This is a genomic window from Bacillus cereus group sp. MYBK30-2, assembly GCF_051915945.1.
Lineage (GTDB): Bacteria > Bacillota > Bacilli > Bacillales > Bacillaceae_G > Bacillus_A > Bacillus_A paramycoides.
On the sequence record NZ_JBQAFR010000002.1, the window covers coordinates 490,573 to 512,881 of the forward strand.

The following is a 22,309-nucleotide window of genomic DNA, read 5'->3' on the forward strand; positions in this document are numbered from 1 at the left end:
CTTCTATGTAAATGGATAGTATATCACAATATTCTTCCTCTAGTATTGCCGAAAATTAAGTAAGCTATAAAGAGTAGAAGATATATTTTTACCTAACAAAAAAGCGGGAATATTCCCGCTTCTTTGACTATCGACGTAAGCCAAGCTTTGTGATTAATTCACGGTAACGTGTGATATCGCTATTACGAAGGTAAGTAAGTAAGTTACGACGTTTACCAACCATCTTTAATAGACCACGACGTGAATGATGATCTTTCTTGTGAGTACGTAAGTGCTCGTTTAGAGTGTTAATTTGCTCCGTTAGGACAGCAATTTGAACCTCTGGAGAACCAGTATCAGTCTCATGAGTTCTAAATTGTGCAATGATTTCATTTTTACGCTCTTGTGTTAAAGCCATCCTATTTCACCTCCTATTAATTAAACCCCCAATTACCTAGCAAGCGTCGGTGAGTCGCAATGCCAAGCAATGGTTGTCATAAAGTACATAACATAGAATACTACTTTTCATTTGAAAAAGCAAGTGTATTCTTTACGCTCGCAAAATATTCTTGGGCAACTTTTTTATCCCGAGCGATTTGTGCAACTAACTCATCAATACCATTGAACTTTTTTTCTTCTCTTATACGCATGTGCCACTCTACTGTAACACTTTGTTCATATATGTCTTTATTAAATTCAAATAGGTGTACTTCAATCGATAATTGATGCTCATTCTCTTTGAAAGTTGGTTTATATCCGATATTACATACGCCATCATGCCACTCATCATGGACTTTCAGCCTTACTGCGTATACACCTACAGGTGGCAACAAATATTCATCACTTAAACCTACATTTGCAGTCGGAAAACCAATTTGGCGTCCACGCTTATCACCGTGCACAACTGTTCCTTCTACCGTGTATGCTCTCCCTAAAATAGATGGAATTTGTTCCATTTCGCCATTTCGAATTAACTTTCGTAATGAAGTAGAACTTACTTTTTCTTCTTGATATTCAACTTTTTCGATCACGGTCTGTGTAAACTCCCCTCTTGCATGAAATGGTAAAGTCTCCATCTTCCCTTTTCCTAAACGTCCATATGAATAATCAAAGCCTGCTACTACATGCTTTACATTTAAACCAATAATATAATCATCGACAAATTGTTGTGGCAATAATCCAGCAAATGGTTCATCGAATTTCACCACATATAATATATCAATTCCTAAACTTGCGATGATTTCTTCTTTAAGGCGCATCGGTGTAATGTACTCCACATGCGCTTCTTTTTTTCCTAATACAACAGATGGGTGTGGATGAAACGTCATGACAGCACTTTTACATCCTCTTTCATCCGCTATTTTTTTCGCTGTTCGAATTACACGTTGATGTCCTAAATGAATGCCATCAAAATATCCTAATGCCATTACAGTAGGTGGTAATTCTATTTTATTTTGTTCATGTGGATGAGTTAAATGAATAAGTTTCACGCTTGAATTCACCTTTTTCTGTAATAATCCTTCCAATAATTCATTATAGCTTTAGTTCTTGATTATTCACAAGTACTTTCATTGGCTTTAGCATACCAGGGTGTTTTGGATGGTGCTCATAAATTGCTAAGCAACGATCATTTTTATCAAATACTGTAATAAATGGTGCTGTTGTTTCTAATTCATTCTTTAAGAACATACCATTTTTTATTTTCTCTGCTTGCTTTTCATCTACAACCATTTTTGGAAACTTACTTAGCGCCTCATCAATTGAGATGAAAATAGACTCTACTGTTCCATTTTGCACGTTTTCTTCAATTTCTTCAAATGATATGCAATCTTCTAGTAAAAATTCACCAGATGCTGTTCTTACAAGGTGAGACATATGTGATGGAAAACCAAGTTTTTCACCAATCATTACTGCTAGCGTTCTTACATATGTTCCTTTACTACACGTTACACGAAAACGGAATGAAACGTTTTCCCCTTCAAAAACGTCACGCTCATCAAGTAATACAAATTCATGAATTGTAATTGTACGAACTGGACGTTCAACTTCTTGTCCTGCCCTTGCGTATTCGTATAGTTTTTTCCCGTTAACTTTTACAGCTGAGAACATCGGTGGCATTTGTTCAATTGTCCCTGTTAGTTCCGCTAGTACTTCTTCTACTTCTTTACGTGTAATGACACGAGTTACATCTTGTTTCTCCACAACTTCACCAGAAGCATCTTCTGTTGTTGTTGAAAATCCTAATGTCACTTCACCTTCGTATGTTTTTGTTTCACTTGTTAAAAATTGTGCAATTTTCGTTGCTCGCCCAACGCAAATAGGTAATACTCCTGTTACATCTGGATCCAGTGTCCCTGTATGACCAATTCGTTTCTCACGCAATATCTTTCTTAATTTAAACACACAATCATGTGATGTCATGCCCTTTGGCTTATGTAATAATACTACACCTTCCATATATTCACCTCATCGTTATTCTTTAGTAATAATCGTAATTATGCAAAACTTATTTTACATTGAAAAAATGGATAGACAAATGTCTATCCATTATTCTTCACGTTTACCGTCTTTATTAATTTCATGTAAAAGTGTATCAATTCGATGACCATATCCGATAGACTCATCAAACTCAAAGGAAATTTCCGGTGTTTTACGAAGACGAATACGTTGGCCAATTTCTGAACGAATAAAGCCTTTTGCCTTCGCTAAACCTTTTAATGTATTTTCTTTCTGTTCTTCGTCACCTAAAACAGAAATATATACTTTAGCAATTTGCAAATCTCCACTCACTTGTACATCTGTTACTGTAACAAATCCAACACGTGGGTCTTTAATTTTACGACTGATAATGTCGCCTAATTCTTTTTTCATTTGCTCGCCCACACGGTTCGCACGTAATTTCATAACTCTTCACCTCATTCAATACCATTCCAATTGTGTTATCGTACGTTCAATTTCAGGAAATGAATCGATATACTCAAGTACACGATTCATTTCTTTTTCACAGACAACACGATTTGAGGATACGGAAACAATTGCAATTTCTGTACGTTGCCATACATCTTGATGCCCAACTTCAGAAACAGCTACATTATAGCGCTGTTTCACACGAGTTAACACACGTTGCAAAATTGCTCGTTTCTCTTTTAAAGAATGTACATCGTAAATCATACACTCGAATGAGAGTGAAGCGATAATCATCGCTTCACTTCTTCCATAATGTACGCTTCAATGATGTCCCCTTCTTTAAGATCATTATATCTCTCAATTGTAATACCACACTCATAGTTTTGTGCAACTTCTTTTACGTCGTCTTTGAAACGTTTTAACGTATCAAGTTGTCCTTCGAAAATTACTACGCCATCACGGATAATACGAACGCCACTATCACGTGTAATTTTACCGTCTATTACGTAACAACCTGCGATTGTTCCAACTTTTGTTACTTTGAACGTTTGACGAACTTCCGCTTGACCGATTACTTTTTCTTCGAATTCTGGATCCAGCATACCTTGCATTGCTGATTCGATTTCTTCGATTACTTTATAGATAATACGGTGTAAACGAACATCAACGTTCTCTAATTCAGCTGTACGCTTCGCATTTACATCAGGGCGTACGTTGAATCCAATTATAATTGCATTAGATGCAGAAGCTAAAATAACATCTGATTCTGTAATCGCACCTACGCCTGTATGGATAATTTTCACTTTTACGCCTTCAACATCAATTTTACGAAGTGATGCTGCCATTGCTTCTACAGAACCTTGTACGTCTGCTTTCACAATTAAGTTAATTTCTTTTACATCGCCCTCTTGGATTTGTTGGAATAAATCTTCAAGGCTTAATTTAGATTTCTCACCACGTTGTGCAACTAATGCTTCTTGTGCACGTGATTCACCGATTTGACGAGCTTTCTTCTCATCAGCGAATGCCATGAAACGATCGCCCGCTTGTGGTACTTCATTTAAACCTGTAATTTCAACAGGAGTTGATGGACCGGCAACTTTTACACGACGACCAATATCACTTACCATTGCACGAACACGACCGAATGATGTCCCAACAACGATTGGATCTCCAACTCGAAGTGTACCGTTTTGAACAAGTAATGTCGCGATAGTTCCTTTACCTTTATCAAGCTGCGCTTCAATTACAGTACCAGTTGCATAGCGATTTGGATTTGCTTTATATTCTTCTACTTCACTTACAAGAAGAATCATTTCTAGCAAGTTGTCAATTCCCTCGCCTTGAATTGCAGAAATTGGTACAAAAATCGTGTCTCCGCCCCAAGCTTCTGGAACTAATTCATATTCTGTTAATTCTTGCATTACACGATCAGGATTTGCCGCTGGTTTATCCATTTTATTCACAGCCACAATAATTGGTACTCCAGCTGCTTTCGCATGGCTAATCGCTTCTACTGTTTGTGGCATAACACCGTCATCAGCTGCAACAACCAGAATTGTAATATCCGTTACTTGCGCACCACGAGCACGCATCGTTGTAAATGCCGCGTGACCAGGCGTATCTAAGAATGTAATTTTCTTATCGTTTACTTCAACTTGGTATGCACCAATATGTTGAGTGATCCCGCCAGCTTCGCCAGCAGTTACTTTTGAATTACGGATAGAGTCAAGTAAAGTTGTTTTACCATGGTCAACGTGTCCCATAATTGTAACAACAGCTGGACGTTCTTTTAAGTTTTCTTCATCATCTTGCTCATCGATGAATGTTTCAAATTCAGTTTCACTTACAACTACTTCTTCTTCTACTTCAATACCGTAATCAGTAGCAATTAACTCAATTGTATCTTTATCTAGATCTTGGTTAATTGTTGCCATAATTCCTAGCATGAAGAGCTTTTTAATAATTTCAGATGGCTCTTTGCTTAACTTTTTAGCAAGGTCACCTACTGTAAGGCTTCCAGAGAAAGTAATTTTATCTGGTGTTTCTACTATTTGCGTTTGTTGTCTTCCAGCAAAGTTATCTTGACGTTTGTCTTCATTTCCTTTGCCTTTTTTCTTCTTCTTATTGCTGTTCTTTTTACTGCGAACAACTTTCTCTTCTACTTCAAACTCATCTGCAACAGAAGGTTTTTCCGCTCCAGTGTTATATTGATTATCTAATTTGTTTACTACTTCATCTTCTAACATTGTCATATGATTCGAAACCTCGATATTCATCTCTTTTAGTTTTGTCATAAGATCTTTACTTGAGATATTATTTTTTTTTGCATATTCATGTACTCGAATTTTACTCATACCTTCACCCCCGGTAATTTGTATCGAGCATGCTACGTAGCTTTTTCGCAAAGCCTTCATCTAACACAGCTACAACGACTCGCTCGTCTCTCCCAATCGCATGCCCTAATTGTTGTCGATTTTCGACTTTTCTCATTGGTATGTTGTAGTACGTGGTTTTATCAATGATACGTTTTGTAGTGTTCGCTGACGCATCTTCAGAAAGCAATACAAGCTTTGCTTTGCCACTTCGTACTTCTTTTAAAACGAGTTCTTCACCCGAAATAATTTTTCGAGCGCGGTTTGCTAGTCCTAAAAACGATTTCCAATCGGACACTTATTTCGACTCCTTCTCAACAAGCTCAAGAAGCTCTTCGTACAGAGAACTGTCGATTTTCGCTTTTAGATGATGTTCCAAAATATTTTTCTTTTGGGCTTGAATAATGCATTCTTTATCTTTTGACAAATATGCACCTCGTCCTGATTTTTTTCCTGATAAATCAATAGACACTTCGCCCTCTTTGGAACGAACAATGCGAACGAGCTCTCGTTTTGATTTCATCTCTTGCGTCGCAATACATTTTCGTAACGGAACTTTTCGATTGCTCATACTCATCACCTCTACTCGATTTCGTCTTCAACTGAATCGAATCCGAATGCGATTACGCTATCTTCTTCTGTCACAATACCAAGTTGTTTCGCATCAGACTCACTTTTAATATCAATTTTCCAGCCTGTTAATTTAGCTGCAAGGCGCGCATTTTGTCCACGCTTACCAATTGCTAATGAAAGTTGGTGGTCTGGAACAACAACAGTTGTTGCTTTTTCTTCTTCATCTACAAGTACTTTAACGACTTGTGATGGACTTAAAGCATTCGCAACATATTCAACTGGATCATTTGACCAGCGAACGATGTCAATCTTTTCACCTTTTAGTTCATCCACAACGCGTTGTACACGTTGTCCTTTCGGTCCTACACAAGAACCTACTGGATCAACATCGATATTCTCTGCATATACAGAAATTTTAGAACGGTCGCCTGCTTCACGTGCTACAGAGCGAATTTCTACAGTTCCATCATAAATTTCTGGAACTTCCATTTCGAATAAACGTTTTAAAAGACCAGGATGTGTACGTGATACGTAAATTTGTGGTCCTTTCGTTGTCTTTTCTACTTTTGTAATAAATACGCGAATACGATCATGTGGTTTATATTGCTCATTTGGCATCTGCTCACTTACAGGTAATAAAGCTTCTACTTTCCCTAAACTTACATAGATGAAACGAGCATCTTGACGCTGTACAATACCAACCATAATGTCTTCTTCACGATCACTAAATTCTGAATAAATAACACCACGTTCCGCCTCACGAACTCGTTGTGTTACAACTTGTTTTGCAGTTTGCGCTGCAATACGACCAAAATCTTTTGGCGTTACTTCAATTTCTAGTACGTCGCCATCTTGGTAGTTTGGATTAATTTGTCTCGCCTCTTCTACAGAGATTTCAAGACGTGGATCAAACACATTATCAACAACGTCCTTACGTGCTAAAACTTGAATTGTTCCCACTTCTGGGTTAAAGCTCACACGAACGTTTTGTGCTTGGTTAAAATTGCGTTTATAAGCAGAGATTAATGCTGCTTCAATTGCATCAATAATAATATCTTTACTAATACCTTTTTCTGACTCTAATACGAGCAAAGCATCTAACAACTCAGTGCTCATGAAGATCCCCCTTCTTACTAAAACGTAACAGCAAGTCGCGCATTTGCAACTTTATCCATTGGAATTTGGATTTCTTTTTTACGTGTTTTAATTGTTAATAGTAGTGTAATTGTAGTACCGTCGTAGGAAAGTAGCTTTCCTTCAAACATCTTTTCACCATCAATCGGCTCATATGTTTTAATTGCCACTTGTTTTCCTACCGCTTGCTGGAAGTCTTTCTCTTTCTTTAATGGGCGTTCCGCTCCAGGAGATGATACATCCAAAAAGTAAAGATGAGGAATTGGATCCTCTTTATCTAAAGCTTCGCTTAAACGTTCACTTACCGCACCGCATTCTTCAATGTCGACTCCCTTTTCAGAATCGATGAATACGCGTAAGAACCAGTCTTGTCCTTCTTTCACATACTCTACATCTACAAGTTCAAGATTTAACTCTTCAACGATTGGCTGCGCAAATGCTTCTACAACTTCTGTGACTTTCTTATCCATAAACAGCCTCCTTCCTGCCGCCATGTACCATTTACAAGAAAAGATTCCGTTCATAAAGACGGTATATCTTATTCTTTCTCGTTAGCTAACAAAAGCCCCTGCCGTTAAGCAGGGAATATCTGTCTTAGTATTACCAAATTTAAGAAGTAAAACTTGTAACAAAATATGTATATACGACAGAAATATCTTTACTATCTACAGAAATAAAATGTAGATAGTAACACGAAAGAGTGGGTTTCCCCACTCTCTTTTTCACAAAATATACATGACATGGTTATCTCGGTTTATAGTATACCATAGCAAATGTTGATTTGCAAAGACTTTTCCTACCTATTAGAACAGTGACAATTGGTTTTGATCCGGTAAATCTCCTAGACAACCTTGACTATCTAAATACTCAATAATCGTTTTAGAAACCTTACTACGTTGCTGTAAGTCTTCTTTTGATAAGAAATCACCATTTTTACGAGCTTCAACGATACTGAAAGCTGCGTTTGTACCAAGACCAGGCACTGCATTAAATGGAGGAATTAAAGTATCCCCATCAATAATAAATTCGGTTGCATGCGAGCGATATAAATCAACCTTTTGGAATGAGTAGCCACGCTCACACATTTCAAGCGTCATTTCTAGTACCGTTAATAAACTTTTCTCTTTCGGTGCTGCATCCAACCCTTTTTGTGCAATTTCATCAATTCTTACACGTATGGATGCTGAACCTTTCGCCATCGCCTCTACATCAAAGTCATCTGCACGAACTGTAAAGTATGCCGCATAGAATAAAAGTGCGAAATGTACTTTAAAGTATGCGATACGTACAGCCATAAGTACGTAGGCAGCGGCATGGGCCTTAGGGAACATATATTTAATCTTCTTACATGAATCAATATACCAACCTGGTACATTGTTATTTCTCATGTCCTCTTCCCATTCTTCTGGTACACCTTTACCTTTACGCACCGACTCCATGATTTTGAAGGCTAATGATGGATCCAAACCTTGATAAATTAAATATACCATGATGTCATCACGACAACCGATAACTTCACTCAGTGTACACGTACCGTTATAAATTAATTCATTCGCATTACCTAACCATACATCTGTACCATGAGACAGTCCAGAAATTTGGACAAGCTCTGAAAACGTCGTTGGTTTCGTTTCCTCTAACATTTGTCTTACGAATTTTGTACCAAACTCTGGTATACCAAGCGTACCTGTTTTACAGTTAATTTGTTCTTCCGTTACCCCTAAAGATTCTGGACCAGAGAAAATCTTCATTACTTCCGGATCATCCGTTGGGATTGTTTTCGGATCAATACCACTTAAATCTTGAAGCATACGAATAACGGTCGGATCATCGTGTCCTAATATATCAAGCTTTAATAAATTATCATGAATGGAATGGAAGTCAAAGTGTGTAGTTCTCCACTCAGCCCCTATTGAATCAGCAGGAAACTGAATTGGTGAAAAGTCAAAAATATCCATGTAATCTGGCACAACGATAATACCACCTGGATGCTGCCCAGTTGTACGCTTTACTCCTGTACATCCCGCAACTAAGCGATCAATCTCTGCATTTCGAATTGTTAAGTTATGATCATTAGCATAACCTTTTACATACCCATAAGCGGTTTTTTCTGCAACCGTACCAATTGTTCCAGCACGGTATACATAATCCTCACCGAACAGTACTTTCGTATAGTTATGAGCACGCGGTTGGTATTCTCCGGAGAAGTTCAAATCGATATCGGGCACCTTATCTCCTTTAAATCCAAGGAATGTTTCGAACGGAATATCATGTCCATCTTTCACGTATGAAACATTACATGTTGGACATTCTTTATCTGGCAAGTCAAAACCAGAACCTACAGAACCGTCATTAAAGAACTCTGATTGTTTACACTTTGGACATACATAGTGCGGTGGTAATGGGTTTACTTCTGTAATTTCCATCATTGTTGCAACAAATGATGATCCTACTGATCCACGCGAACCTACTAGATAGCCGTCTACTAACGATTTTTTCACAAGCTTATGCGAAATTAAATAAATAACGGCGAATCCATGCCCAATAATACTTTTCAATTCTTTTTCCAGACGGGCCTCTACAATTTCCGGTAATTCTTCACCATAAATACTACGCGCCATTTTATAACTCATATCACGTGTTTCATCATCAGCACCTTCAATTTTCGGTGTGTATAAATCATCTTTTACTGGATGAACATCACCAATTAATGATGCAATCTTTTGTGTATTTGTTACAACAATTTCTTTCGCTGTATCTTCACCTAAGAATGAAAAACAATCTAGCATTTCATCTGTTGTACGGAAATGTACAGGCGGTAATGAATGGCGATTTAACGGATTTGCTCCGCCCTGTGAACTTACTAAAATTTTACGATACATCGCATCTTCTGGATCTAAATAATGCACATTCCCCGTAGCAACAACTGGTTTATCTAACGTCTCACCTAGTTTTACTAAGTTAGAAATAATTGTTTTTAATTGTCCTTCATCTCGGACAAGCTCACGTTCTACTAAATGACGTAACACCTCTGGAGGCATAACCTCAATATAGTCATAGAACTGTGCAATTTCTTCTACCTCTTCAGGTGCTTTTTGCATCATCGCTTCAAACACTTCACCTTTATCACAAGCCGTGCCTACTAATATACCTTCGCGATATTTTTTTAATAATGATCGTGGTACACGTGGTACACGGTAAAAGTAATTCAGATGAGAATAGGAAACAAGTTTATATAAATTTTTCAATCCAACGTCTGATGTGGCAAGTAATGTCATATGACTTGGACGCCCACGTTTATATGCATCCCCTTGCCCCATACTATCGTTTAGTTGATCGTGATATTCGAATCCCTTTTCAATCACATCTTTCAACATTTTCACAAGTAAATATCCCGTTGCTTCTGTATCATAAATCGCACGGTGATGTTGCGTTAATTCGATATCAAGCTTTTTACACATCGTATTTAACCGATGATTTTTCATTTCCGGGAATAAGAACCGTGCAAGTTCTAACGTATCAATAACTGGATTTTTCGTTTTTTCTAGCCCGGCCTTTTTAAAGCCGACATTAATGAATCCCATATCGAAGCTTGCGTTATGAGCAACAAGTGTATGGTCACCCATCCATTCCTCAAACTTCTTAAACACTTCGTCCACTTCTGGTGCATCAGTTAACATATCATCAGTAATACCTGTTAATTCAATAATCGTCGCCGATAATGGTTGATGGGGATTTGCGAAAGATTCAAAGCGATCAATAATTTCGCCACCTTTTACCTTTACAGCAGCTAACTCAATGACTGTGTCATATACAGCAGATAATCCTGTTGTCTCAACATCAAAGACAACATATGTTTCTTCTGCCAGTAGACGATGTGCTTCGTTATAAGCGATCGGTACACCATCATTAACTAAATTTGCTTCTACACCGTATAGAACTTTAACTCCAGCCTTTTTACCAGCAGAATATGCTTCTGGGAATGACTGCGCAACAGCATGGTCTGTAACTGCAATAGCCTCATGCCCCCATTTACCTGCTTGAGCAACAAGCCTAGAAACAGGAGTAACAGCATCCATTTGGCTCATTGGAGTATGAAGGTGAAGCTCTACACGTTTTTCGCCTTCTGGCGCTTTATCTTTACGAGACGGCCCTGTTATTTCATTAATATCATTTGCAATCATTACTAAATCTCGAACGAATGTATCATTTTGAACAGAACCACGTGCTTTCACCCACATTCCTTTTTTCAAGGATTGTAGCATTGGAATATCTTCTTTATCACGAGAGAACATTTTGATCATAATAGAATCCGTATAATCTGTTATTTTTAAGGTTAATAACGTACGACCACTACGAAGCTCTTTTGTTTCTACATGGAAGACATACCCTTGAACCGTTTTTCTTCTTTCTTCATCTTGAATTTCTCGCATCGGTGTAATCTCTTCATCTGGCTTAATAAGATACCCGAGTACAATCGGTCCTTCATGCACAACACTGCTTTCTTCAGCCTGCTTCTTCGCCATTTCTTCCATAGCTTGTATAACACGCTGACGGTCTTCTTGCTGAGTTTGCTCACGAAACTTTTGCATCTCTTCTGCATTTTGCTTTATATGTGTGTCTAACTGAAAACGTGGGAATCCAAAAGCTTCGTATTGATCACCTACTGGTTTCGCAACGTTTTTCTTTAAGGCTGTAGATTCCAGTTCATTATTCACATTTAATAGTAACTTCACGCCATTGACCTGCGGAAGTTGCTTCTTTAAGTATGCGAACATAGGTGAAAATGTAATTCGTTCCGTACAAAGCGGCCAATACGCTTTAACTTCTTCTTCTGTAAATTGTTTATTCTCTGTTTCTAATGCAAATGTTGTTCTTGCAATATGAGAAAATGATTGCTTAAGCTTTGTTTCTAGCAATTCATATAATTCTGTCGGCAAAATACGTGGCACTTGTAAGTCAAAATGCCAACTTTTATTCGCTTTATCAATAACTAGCTTTTCAATACCACCGCCATGTAAATATTGATTTATAAGGTCTTCTGGTATTTGCAACTGCTGGAGCAAAATTTGAAATCGCTCTTGTTGTTCATTTGTTAATGACATAAGCACTCTCCTTCCATTTGCTATTATAAATTGAAACGTACTACAAAGAAAGATTTCTACCTTCTTCTTTTACAAAATACGTTTACAAAGAAAGAGAAGGTACCTCATTATGAGGTACCTCTTCTTATTTTAAAATATTTGCAATATATGTTTGAAGTTCTTCTACTTGCACTTCTTCAGACTCGCCTGTAGCACGTACTTTCACTTCTACAATACCTTCATCTGCTTTTTTACCAACTGTAACGCGAACTGGAAGGCCGAATAAATCTGCATCTGCAAATTTAACACCTGCACGTTCTGCACGATCATCTAGTAATACTTCGTATCCTTGCTCTTGTAATGAGTTGTAGATGTTTTCACCCATTTCACGTTGTGCATCAGATTTCATATTTACTGGAATTACATGCACATGGAACGGTGCAACAGCTTTTGGCCAAACTAGACCGTTCTCATCATTAAACTGCTCTGCAATTGCTGCCACTGTACGAGATACACCAATACCGTAACAACCCATAATAAGTGGTCTTGTTTTTCCGTTTTCATCTAGGAATGTTGCGTTCATTGCTTCACTATAACGAGTTCCTAATTTAAATACATGACCAACTTCAATGCCACGCGCGAAAAGAATTGTTCCGTTTCCATCTGGAGATTGATCTCCTTCTTGGATGAAACGTAAATCTATATATTGACTTACTTTAAAGTCACGTTCTGGATTTACATTTACATAATGGAACCCTTCTTCGTTCGCTCCTGAACATCCGTTTACAATTGATGCTACAGCATGGTCAGCAATAATTTCTACATCGCCTGTCACACCAATCGGTCCTAATGAACCAACTTCACAATTTAATAATTCTTTTACTTCTTCATGAGAAGCAAGTTCAACAACTGAAGCGCCGTATACATTTTTCACTTTTACATCGTTTACTTCATGATCACCACGAACAAGTACAACTACTAATTTCTCGTCTACTTTAAATACCATAGACTTAATGCACTTTTCCGCTTCAATGTTTAAGAATGCAGATACTTCTTCAATTGCTTTTTGATCTGGTGTTGCTACTTTTTCAAGTGCCTTTTCTGCTTCGTCACTCTTCGTATACGTAGCTACAACAGGAGCCATTTCAATGTTCGCTGCATAATTAGATGTATCAGAGTATGCAATTGTATCTTCACCAACATCTGATAATACCATAAATTCATGTGTATCTTTTCCGCCCATTGCTCCAGAATCAGCAATAACCGCACGGAAATTCAAACCACAACGAGCAAAGATATTAGAATACGCTTCGTATAAACGGCTATATACTTCATCTAAACTTTCTTGTGTTGCATGGAAAGAATATGCATCTTTCATTAAAAATTCTCTTCCGCGTAATAAACCGAAACGTGGTCTTTGCTCATCACGGAACTTTGTTTGAATTTGATATAGTGTTAACGGTAATTTTTTATATGATTTTACTTCATCACGTACAAGATCAGTAATTACTTCTTCATGTGTCGCCCCTAATGCAAATTCACGAGCGTTACGATCTTTCATACGCATTAATTCAGATCCGTAAGAATACCAACGGCCTGATTCTTGCCATAATTCTGCAGCTTGCATAGCTGGCATTAATAATTCTACAGCTCCTGCGCGCTCCATTTCTTCACGAACAATACGTTCTACTTTGTGTAATACTTTTAGACCAAATGGTAGAAAACTATAAATACCTGAAGCATTTTGACGCATAAACCCTGCGCGAAGTAATAATTGATGACTCTTAATTTCAGCATCGGCTGGAACTTCACGTAATGTAGGACTGAATACCATACTTTGTTTCATTGATTCGCACCTCTTCATTTTACTCTTACACGCAGTAAAACCCCTCACCTCGAGTTAGGTGAGGGATTTTATTCTACGAGCTTTATTTCATTATAAACTTCATCTTATTTTACAAGAAAAACTTACGGATGTCATTCCATGTTACAACTAACATAAGCAACATTAATAATGCAAAACCAATAAAGTGAACCATTCCTTCTTTTTGACGATCAATCGGTTTGCCTCTTAACGCTTCAATTAAGAAGAAGAACAAACGTCCACCGTCTAAAGCTGGGACTGGTAATAAATTAAATAAACCAAGGTTAATACTTAAAACTGCTGCTAAACTTAGTACACGCGTAAATCCATACTCTACAACTTGATCTGTTAGATTATAAATTCCTACTGGACCTGACAACTCATTAATAGAAAATTGACCCGTTACTAATTTCACAAGAGAATCAAAAATTAGTTTCGTCCATTGGTACGTTTGTTCAAATCCTGATTTAATAGAACCCATCACTGTTTTCTCTACAGGAGAGTAAACACCAATTCTACCAACTTCTTCTTTTCCTTCTTTATCAACCGTTGGTGTTACTTTTACATTAAATTGCTCACTATCACGCTTTACTTGTAACGTAATTTCTTTATTTGGGTTTTCACGAACAATTGATACAACATCTTTCCATGTACTAGTGTTCTTCCCATTAATCGCTTGAATTGTATCATTTTCTTTTAATCCAGCTTGTTCTGCAGCACTATTCTCCATTACTTTTCCGACCATCGGTTTGTCAACAGGAACTCCTTGTACAAATCCAAGAATCACAAAAATAACAAATGCTAGAATAAAGTTCATTGCAGGACCTGCAAAAATTGTTAGAGCACGTTGGCCCAACTTTTTAGAGCCAAATTGTCTATTATACGGAGCGATTTGGATTTCTTCTCCCGCAGAAATGATACGAGCTTTTTCATTCACTCGGAATGTTTGCTGCTCTTCCTCGTACTCTTCATATCCCGAAATTGTAAGATTGTGTTCTAAATCAGCTTGTTCGACTTCAATGACACGAACATTTGGATATTTTTCATGTCCGTCAAAAACTAATTTCACAACTTCGTCTTTTTCATTTAATACAAGGCCAACCTTTTTCCCGGGCTTTAACTCAACTGTATCCGCATCCTCGCCAGCCATTCTTACATAGCCACCAAGGGGCAGTAATCGAATCGTATACACCGTTTCATTCTTCTCAAATGAGAATATTTTCGGACCAAAACCAATCGCAAACTCGCGGCACAAAATACCTGCTCTTTTTGCGAAATATAGATGCCCTAGCTCATGGAAAAATACGAGTGCACCGAAAATTAATATAAAGGCAATCGCTGTATTCAATTCCATAACCACCTTTGCTAAATTTGTTCCATCACAAACCGTCTTGTGGCTGCATCAATTTCCTGAATTTCCTCTAAGCTCGGACGCGCAATGACATTGTGATGGTGCATTGCTTTTTCAATGAGGTCTTCAACCGTTAAGAAACCAATTCTCTTTTGTAAAAAAGCTTCAACAGCTACTTCATTTGCCGCATTCATTACAGCTGGCATACTTCCACCTGTTTTTCCAGCTTCATACGCGAAACGTAGACAACGGAAACGTTCTTGATTCATTTTCTCAAAATGCAATGTTCCCATTTCCCATAAATTTAACTGTTTCGTGTCTGAAAGAGGTAATCTATCAGGATATGTAAGCGCGTATTGAATTGGTACTCGCATATCAGGTGAGCCAAGCTGCGCCATTACACTACGATCTTCAAATTCAACCATAGAATGAATAATACTTTCTTTATGTAGAACAACATCGATTTGCTCATAAGGGATACCAAAAAGCCAGTGTGCTTCAATTACTTCTAGCCCCTTATTCATCATTGTAGCAGAATCAATTGTAATTTTCGAACCCATTGACCAGTTTGGATGACGAAGCGCATCTTCTACGGTCACATGATGCAATTCATCTCTCGTTTTATCACGAAAACTTCCGCCTGAAGCAGTGATAATTAGTCGAGAGATCCTTTTTTCATTTTCACCATTCAAGCATTGAAAAATAGCTGAATGTTCACTATCTACCGGAAGTAACGACACGTTATGTTTTCGTGCTGCTTCCATTACAAGATGCCCTGCAGTTACTAAAGTTTCTTTGTTTGCAATTCCAATTGTTTTTTTTGCCTCAATTGCGCGGAGCGTCGGTAACAACCCTACGCTACCTACTACAGCATTCACTACAATTTCTGTATCTGGGTGTAACGCTACTTCTAATAGGCCTTCGCTACCATATACGACTTTTGTATTACCAGAAACAGCTTGTAATTTTAAAACATCTTCCTCTCTTTGCACAGAGACAATTTGCGGAGAAAATTCTTGAATTACCTTTACTGCGTAGTCAACATTTTTCCCTACAGAAAAAGCAACGAGACGGAATTGGTCTGGGTGCGAGCGTAACACATCTAATGTTTGTGTACCGATTGATCCGCTTGCACCTAATAAACTAATGTTTTTCATGACTCCAACCCCTCGTTCATTTATTAATTATATTGTAATAAGAAGTATAGAATTGGTAACACAAATAACCAACTATCTGTTCGATCTAATATACCACCATGCCCAGGTAAAATTGTACCTGAATCCTTTACACCATAATGGCGTTTAAATGCAGATTGCACTAAATCACCAATTTGTCCAAAAATAGAAATGATAATCGTCAGAACGATTAAAACTCCTATATTCGCTTCAACTGGGAAGAACATGTTGTAAACAAGTGCAACAACAATTCCACAAACAATACCGCCTAATGAACCTTCAATCGTTTTATTCGGACTAATTTCTGGCCACAATTTTCTTTTTCCAAATGCTTTTCCTATGAAATATGCACCTGAATCAGTTGCCCAAATGACAAATAGTGCACAGAACACATATTTGATTCCCAATATTCTCGTTTCATTTAAATATAAGAATCCCATTCCAACATATGTCGTTGCCATAAGTAAAAATGAAGCATTGTCAAAAGTAAATGTATTCTTAGAAAGGACTGTATATGATAAAAGTAATAAAACAATCACAAATGTGATTTCTAATTTACCTAATCCAATCCATGTAAACAGCTCTGATGCACTACTTGGAATTAAAATAACCCACAATAATACTGCAGCTAAAACTGTCGGTACCGAAATAAGCGTAAGCTTGTTCATACGAATTAATTCATATAAACCTATAGAAGCAAGTGCATACACTAAAACTGTAAAAGGCACACCACCGTAAATTACGATGGGAATGAATAGCGCGGCAGCAATCACTCCAGTAATAATTCTCTGTTTCACTACCAAACCCTCTCTTTCTACACGCCTCCGAATCTGCGCCCTCTATGCTGAAAGTCTGTAATCGCATTTAGCAAATGTTCCTCGGTAAAATCTGGCCAATACACATCTGTAAACCAAAATTCTGAATAAGCAATTTGCCATAACATGAAATTACTAATACGTAGTTCTCCGCTTGTACGGATTAACAACTCTGGATCAGGTAAAGAACTCGTCATTAAGTAAGAAGAAATTATTTCTTCATTTATTTCTTCAGTACGAATTTTTCCTTCCTCACTATCTTTCATCATATGTTGCACAGCAGAAACGATTTCATCTCGACTTCCATAGTTTAACGCGAAATTAAGAATTAATCCCGTATTCTCTTTCGTATCTTCCATGGCTTTTTCCATCGCTCTGCGCGTATGCGTAGGGAGACGATCTTTTTGCCCTATTACTCGGACTTGTACGTTTTCTTCAATCAATTCTGGTAAAAATGCACCTAGAAATTCTTCTGGAAGTTTCATCAAATAATCAACTTCCTTTTTCGGTCTTTTCCAGTTCTCAGTCGAAAAAGCATAAAGAGTTAATACTTTCACACCAAGTTTACTTGCAAATTTTGTAATTTTCTTCACAACTTGCATGCCTTCATGATGTCCAGCAATGCGAGGCATCGCTCTTCTCTTCGCCCATCTTCCATTACCATCCATAATAATAGCAATATGTTCTGGGATATATCCTTTTTTCACTTCTTCAATGAGATGATCAAACGATGTGACCTTTTTAGCTTTAAAAAAAGGAAACTTTTTAAACATCATTCATACCCTCCAACAAGCAGACGTATGCCTAAAAGTGTAAAAAGACCCCCTTAAGAAGAGGGTCATATTTGCGAAGTTATCGCTATTACACTTCCATGATTTCTTTTTCTTTGTTTTTTGCGATTTCGTCAACTTTTGCAATATATTTATCTGTTTCTTTTTGGATATCTTCAGTATATCCTCTTAAATCGTCTTCTGTAATTTCGCCAGCTTTTTCAAGCTTCTTAAGATCGTCATTACCATCACGACGTACGTTACGAACAGCAACTTTTGCTTCTTCAGCATATTTTTTCACAACTTTTACAAGATCACGACGACGCTCTTCTGTTAATGCAGGGAATGCAATACGAATTACAGTTCCATCATTAGAAGGGTTTAAGCCTAAATCTGCTTTTAAAATTGCTTTTTCAATATCACCGATAGAAGTTTTATCATAAGGTTGAATTACAAGTAAACGCGCTTCCGGAACTGTAATGTTCGCTAATTGCACAACTGGTGTTGGTGCACCATAGTAATCAACTTGTACCTTATCTAATACAGACGAACTTGCACGACCAGCGCGAACTGTCGCTAATTCACGAGAATAAGCAGCAACTGCTTTTTCCATTTTTTCATTTGAAGACTTCAATACTTGTTGTCCCATATTTATTTCCCCCTTACAACTGTTCCAATATTTTCGCCTAAAACGGCACGTTTAATATTACCTTTTTCCATAACCGAGAATACAATTAATGGAATATCATTATCCATACATAAAGAAGAAGCTGTAGAATCCATTACACCTAAACCTTCTTTTAATACATCTAAGTAAGTAAGTGTTTCGTATTTCGTAGCTGTTGGGTCAATAGATGGATCTGCGCTATATACGCCATCCACATTATTTTTCGCCATCAAAATAACGTCCGCTTCGATTTCCGCTGCACGTAATGCTGCTGTTGTATCTGTAGAGAAGTATGGGTTACCAGTACCTGCTGCAAAGATAACAACACGTTTTTTCTCTAAGTGACGGATTGCTTTACGACGAATGTAAGGCTCTGCCACTTGACGCATCTCAATTGAAGTTTGTACGCGAGTTTGAATTCCAATGTTCTCCAAGCTATCTTGAAGAGCTAATGAATTCATAACTGTTGCTAACATGCCCATGTAATCTGCTCCTGCACGATCCATGCCCATTTCACTTCCAATTTTCCCACGCCAAATGTTACCGCCACCAACAACAACAGCAACCTCTACATCAAGTTCTGCAATTTCTTTCACTTGTTCCGCAACTGACTTAATAACAGCCGGGTTAATTCCAAATCCTTGCTCGCCAGCTAAAGCTTCTCCGCTCAGCTTTAAAACGACACGATTATATTTCGGTGTACTCATAATGAACCTCCAATTGCTTACATCTGTATTTTAAAAAAGGGAACACAATGTGTTCCCTAATCTGTATTAGTTGTTACCTTTTACTTGGTTCATTACTTCTTCAGCAAAGTTGTCTTCGCGTTTTTCGATACCTTCACCAACAGCGTAGCGAACGAATCCTTTTAATGTTCCGCCTTTAGACTCAACGAATTGACGAACTTTCATATCAGGGTTTTTAACGAATGCTTGGTCAAGTAAGCAAATCTCTTCAAAGAATTTGCCAAGACGGCCTTCTACCATTTTTGCAACGATTTTTTCAGGCTTGCCTTCGTTTAAAGCTTGTTGTGTTAATACTTGACGCTCATGCTCAACTTCTTCAGCTGTTACAGCATCGCGGTCGATGTATTTAGGGTTAACTGCTGCAATGTGCATTGCTACATCTTTAGCAGCTGCCTCGTCAGTAGAACCTTCAAGAACTGTTAATACACCAATGCGTCCACCCATGTGTAGGTAAGCACCGAATGCATCTGCATCAGTTTTTGATACGATTTCGAAACGACGAAGTGTAAGTTTTTCACCAATTTTAGCGATTGCTTCATTGATGTGCTCTTCTACTGTTTTGCCGCCTTCAATTGTTTGAGCCATAGCTTCTTCAACGTTAGCTGGTTTGTTAGCTAATAAGTGAGCAGCTAATTCTTTAATTAAAGCTTGGAAACCTTCGTTTTTCGCAACGAAATCAGTTTCAGAGTTTAATTCTAAGATTAAACCGTCGTTACCGTTTGTTTCGATGAAAGTTAAACCTTCAGCAGCGATGCGGTCTGCTTTTTTAGCAGCTTTCGCAATACCTTTTTCACGTAAGAAGTCAATTGCTTTCTCCATGTCGCCGTTAGTTTCTGTTAAAGCTTTTTTGCAGTCCATCATACCTGCGCCAGTTTTTTCACGAAGTTCTTTTACCATTTGTGCAGTGATTGCCATATTTTTCATCCTCCTAAAATATGTATTTATACCTTTTGTAAAGGTGTTTATACCTTAAAAAAGGTGATAAAAGGCCGAACCCCTTATCACCTTTCCAAATTTGTTACGCAGTAACAGTTTCTTCACCTTGTTTTGCTTCAAGGATCGCGTCTGCCATTTTAGATGTAAGAAGTTTTACAGCACGAATTGCATCATCGTTTGCTGGGATAACGTGATCGATTTCGTCTGGATCACAGTTTGTATCAACGATACCGATGATTGGAATGTGTAATTTGCGTGCTTCAGCAACTGCAATACGCTCTTTACGAGGGTCTACTACGAATAATGCACTTGGAAGACCTTTCATATCTTTAATACCGCCTAAGAATTTCTCAAGACGCTCTAACTCTTTTTTAAGTTGAACAACTTCTTTCTTAGGAAGTACTTCGAAAGTGCCATCTTCTTGCATTCTTTCGATGTCTTTAAGACGCTTGATACGCTTTTGGATTGTTTGGAAGTTTGTTAAAGTTCCACCTAACCAACGTTGGTTAACGAAGTACATACCAGCACGAGTTGCTTCTTCTTTAATAGCTTCTTGTGCTTGTTTTTTAGTACCTACGAATAAAATGTCTCCACCTTCAGCAGCGATGTCACGCATCGTTCTGTAAGCTTCCTCAACTTTTTTCACAGTTTTTTGTAAGTCGATGATGTAGATACCGTTACGCTCTGTGAAAATGTAACGCTTCATTTTTGGGTTCCAACGACGAGTTTGATGTCCGAAATGAACACCAGCTTCAAGCAATTGCTTCATAGAAATTACTGACATAATTTAGTTCCTCCTAAATGGTTTTTGATATCCTCCGTTTACTTCATCTCTAAGCGAAACTACGAACGTAGCACCAACACTTAAATCAGTAAACGTGTGTACTTTGTACTGACACCACTGCTTACTATATCATACTGAAATATTACAATCAAGTCGAAAATGCGAACAATGTAAAACTTTCTTTTTTTCACGCTCAAATTCTAGTATTACCAACCTTCAATTCCTTTAAGCAAGGAATTGAAGGTTAATTAATAGTTTTCTAATGAACGTTGTCATGACGCCTTACGTAAGCAAAATCATTCTCTTAAAAAACAAAAAACTCTCCTCAACCGAGGAGAGTTTTTTTATAAATTAGTTTGTTTTTAATTTAGCAAGTTCCTGTAGAAACTTGTCGTTTAGCACTTTAATGTATGTTCCTTTCATACCTAAAGAGCGAGACTCAATAACACCAGCACTTTCTAATTTACGTAGTGCATTTACGATTACAGAACGAGTAATTCCTACGCGATCAGCAATTTTACTTGCAACAAGTAAACCTTCTGTTCCATTTAATTCTTCGAAGATATGCTCGATTGCTTCTAACTCACTGTAAGATAATGAGCTAATCGCCATTTGAACAACAGCTTTACTACGTGCTTCCTCTTCGATTTCTTCTGCTTTTTCACGTAAGATTTCCATACCTACAACAGTTGAGCTGTATTCAGCAAGAATCAAATCATCGTCTAAGAACTCTTGACCCAGACGAGCTAAGACTAGTGTACCTAGGCGCTCACCGCCACCAACGATTGGTACGATTGTAGTTAAACCTTGACCGAATAATTCTCTATTTTCTACTGGGAATGCTGTGTAAGCACTGTTCACATCTAAGTTAGAAGATGTTTCTGTAATGTTGAATAAGCTTTGTGTGTACTCTTCTGGGAATTGACGCTCTGCAAGCATTTGCTTCATGCGTTCGTTCTCGATTTGTTGGTGAATCGCATATCCTAATAATTTACCGCGACGACTTACAACGAACACGTTCGCTTCAATTACTTCACACATTGTGTCAGACATCTCTCTAAAGTTTACAGGCTTTCCTGCTGCGCTCTGTAATAACGCATTTAATTTTCTCGTTTTTGCTAATAATTCCATTTCAAAAGTTCCTCCTAC

General features: G+C 37.7%; 21 protein-coding genes. All 21 read right to left on the minus strand.

The window, feature by feature from the left end; translation table 11 throughout:
- Positions 1 to 127 precede the first annotated feature (127 nt).
- The 21 genes from rpsO to codY all read right to left on the minus strand — a co-directional run bounded on the left by rpsO (position 128) and on the right by codY (position 22,291).
- Positions 128 to 397 carry a 30S ribosomal protein S15 gene (gene rpsO, locus ACTFQM_RS14030; protein WP_001229392.1) on the minus strand — a complete coding sequence of 90 codons (270 nt, stop codon included), beginning with the start codon at positions 395 to 397 and terminating at the stop codon, positions 128 to 130.
- 100 nt (positions 398 to 497) lie between these two features.
- The gene (gene ribF / locus ACTFQM_RS14035) at positions 498 to 1,469 is read right to left on the minus strand and encodes a bifunctional riboflavin kinase/FAD synthetase (RefSeq protein ID WP_440034910.1); all 972 of its coding nucleotides are present in this window, start codon (positions 1,467 to 1,469) and stop codon (positions 498 to 500) included.
- A 43-nt stretch (positions 1,470 to 1,512) separates the two neighbouring features.
- Positions 1,513 to 2,436, minus strand: a complete 924-nt coding sequence (truB, locus tag ACTFQM_RS14040; protein WP_440034912.1) for a tRNA pseudouridine(55) synthase TruB — start codon at positions 2,434 to 2,436, stop codon at positions 1,513 to 1,515.
- A gap of 90 nt (positions 2,437 to 2,526) precedes the next feature.
- Positions 2,527 to 2,883 (minus strand): 30S ribosome-binding factor RbfA, encoded by a 357-nt coding sequence (gene rbfA / locus ACTFQM_RS14045; protein WP_017151269.1) that lies wholly within the window; start codon positions 2,881 to 2,883, stop codon positions 2,527 to 2,529.
- Between the two features lie 15 nt (positions 2,884 to 2,898).
- The gene (locus ACTFQM_RS14050; RefSeq protein WP_017151268.1) at positions 2,899 to 3,180 is read right to left on the minus strand and encodes a DUF503 domain-containing protein; all 282 of its coding nucleotides are present in this window, start codon (positions 3,178 to 3,180) and stop codon (positions 2,899 to 2,901) included.
- Entirely contained in the window at positions 3,177 to 5,243 is a 2,067-nt protein-coding gene (infB, locus tag ACTFQM_RS14055) for a translation initiation factor IF-2 (RefSeq protein WP_071718860.1), read from the minus strand. Before infB ends, ACTFQM_RS14050 begins: the two co-directional genes overlap by 4 nt.
- Positions 5,244 to 5,247: 4 nt before the next feature.
- The gene (locus tag ACTFQM_RS14060; protein ID WP_001286519.1) at positions 5,248 to 5,559 is read right to left on the minus strand and encodes a YlxQ family RNA-binding protein; all 312 of its coding nucleotides are present in this window, start codon (positions 5,557 to 5,559) and stop codon (positions 5,248 to 5,250) included.
- Entirely contained in the window at positions 5,560 to 5,832 is a 273-nt protein-coding gene (gene rnpM / locus ACTFQM_RS14065; RefSeq protein WP_000071123.1) for an RNase P modulator RnpM, read from the minus strand. It lies immediately after the preceding gene.
- Between the two features lie 11 nt (positions 5,833 to 5,843).
- A complete protein-coding gene (gene nusA, locus ACTFQM_RS14070; RefSeq protein WP_002173086.1) occupies positions 5,844 to 6,950 on the minus strand; it encodes a transcription termination factor NusA in 1,107 nt (368 codons plus the stop codon).
- A gap of 17 nt (positions 6,951 to 6,967) precedes the next feature.
- Complete coding sequence (rimP, locus tag ACTFQM_RS14075) at positions 6,968 to 7,438, minus strand: ribosome maturation factor RimP (RefSeq protein WP_000359095.1); 471 nt, start codon at positions 7,436 to 7,438, stop codon at positions 6,968 to 6,970.
- Between the two features lie 333 nt (positions 7,439 to 7,771).
- On the minus strand, positions 7,772 to 12,073 hold the full coding sequence (locus ACTFQM_RS14080; RefSeq protein WP_440034914.1) for a PolC-type DNA polymerase III: 4,302 nt from the start codon (positions 12,071 to 12,073) through the stop codon (positions 7,772 to 7,774).
- Positions 12,074 to 12,197: 124 nt separating this feature from the next.
- Positions 12,198 to 13,898 carry a proline--tRNA ligase gene (locus ACTFQM_RS14085; protein ID WP_440034916.1) on the minus strand — a complete coding sequence of 567 codons (1,701 nt, stop codon included), beginning with the start codon at positions 13,896 to 13,898 and terminating at the stop codon, positions 12,198 to 12,200.
- Between the two features lie 109 nt (positions 13,899 to 14,007).
- Positions 14,008 to 15,264, minus strand: coding sequence for an RIP metalloprotease RseP (gene rseP / locus ACTFQM_RS14090; RefSeq protein ID WP_002173089.1), 1,257 nt, complete (start codon positions 15,262 to 15,264; stop codon positions 14,008 to 14,010).
- A gap of 17 nt (positions 15,265 to 15,281) precedes the next feature.
- Complete coding sequence (dxr, locus tag ACTFQM_RS14095; protein ID WP_002173090.1) at positions 15,282 to 16,424, minus strand: 1-deoxy-D-xylulose-5-phosphate reductoisomerase; 1,143 nt, start codon at positions 16,422 to 16,424, stop codon at positions 15,282 to 15,284.
- Between the two features lie 23 nt (positions 16,425 to 16,447).
- On the minus strand, positions 16,448 to 17,239 hold the full coding sequence (gene cdsA / locus ACTFQM_RS14100; protein WP_002173091.1) for a phosphatidate cytidylyltransferase: 792 nt from the start codon (positions 17,237 to 17,239) through the stop codon (positions 16,448 to 16,450).
- A gap of 17 nt (positions 17,240 to 17,256) precedes the next feature.
- Positions 17,257 to 18,033, minus strand: coding sequence for an isoprenyl transferase (locus ACTFQM_RS14105; protein WP_440034918.1), 777 nt, complete (start codon positions 18,031 to 18,033; stop codon positions 17,257 to 17,259).
- 85 nt (positions 18,034 to 18,118) lie between these two features.
- Positions 18,119 to 18,676 (minus strand): ribosome recycling factor, encoded by a 558-nt coding sequence (gene frr / locus ACTFQM_RS14110; RefSeq protein ID WP_000531505.1) that lies wholly within the window; start codon positions 18,674 to 18,676, stop codon positions 18,119 to 18,121.
- A gap of 2 nt (positions 18,677 to 18,678) precedes the next feature.
- Complete coding sequence (pyrH, locus tag ACTFQM_RS14115) at positions 18,679 to 19,401, minus strand: UMP kinase (protein WP_002173093.1); 723 nt, start codon at positions 19,399 to 19,401, stop codon at positions 18,679 to 18,681.
- A 66-nt stretch (positions 19,402 to 19,467) separates the two neighbouring features.
- Positions 19,468 to 20,355 carry a translation elongation factor Ts gene (gene tsf / locus ACTFQM_RS14120; protein WP_001018579.1) on the minus strand — a complete coding sequence of 296 codons (888 nt, stop codon included), beginning with the start codon at positions 20,353 to 20,355 and terminating at the stop codon, positions 19,468 to 19,470.
- 103 nt (positions 20,356 to 20,458) lie between these two features.
- A complete protein-coding gene (gene rpsB, locus ACTFQM_RS14125; RefSeq protein WP_000111485.1) occupies positions 20,459 to 21,160 on the minus strand; it encodes a 30S ribosomal protein S2 in 702 nt (233 codons plus the stop codon).
- A gap of 351 nt (positions 21,161 to 21,511) precedes the next feature.
- Positions 21,512 to 22,291 carry a GTP-sensing pleiotropic transcriptional regulator CodY gene (gene codY / locus ACTFQM_RS14130; protein WP_000421290.1) on the minus strand — a complete coding sequence of 260 codons (780 nt, stop codon included), beginning with the start codon at positions 22,289 to 22,291 and terminating at the stop codon, positions 21,512 to 21,514.
- Between the last annotated feature and the right edge of the window lie 18 nt (positions 22,292 to 22,309).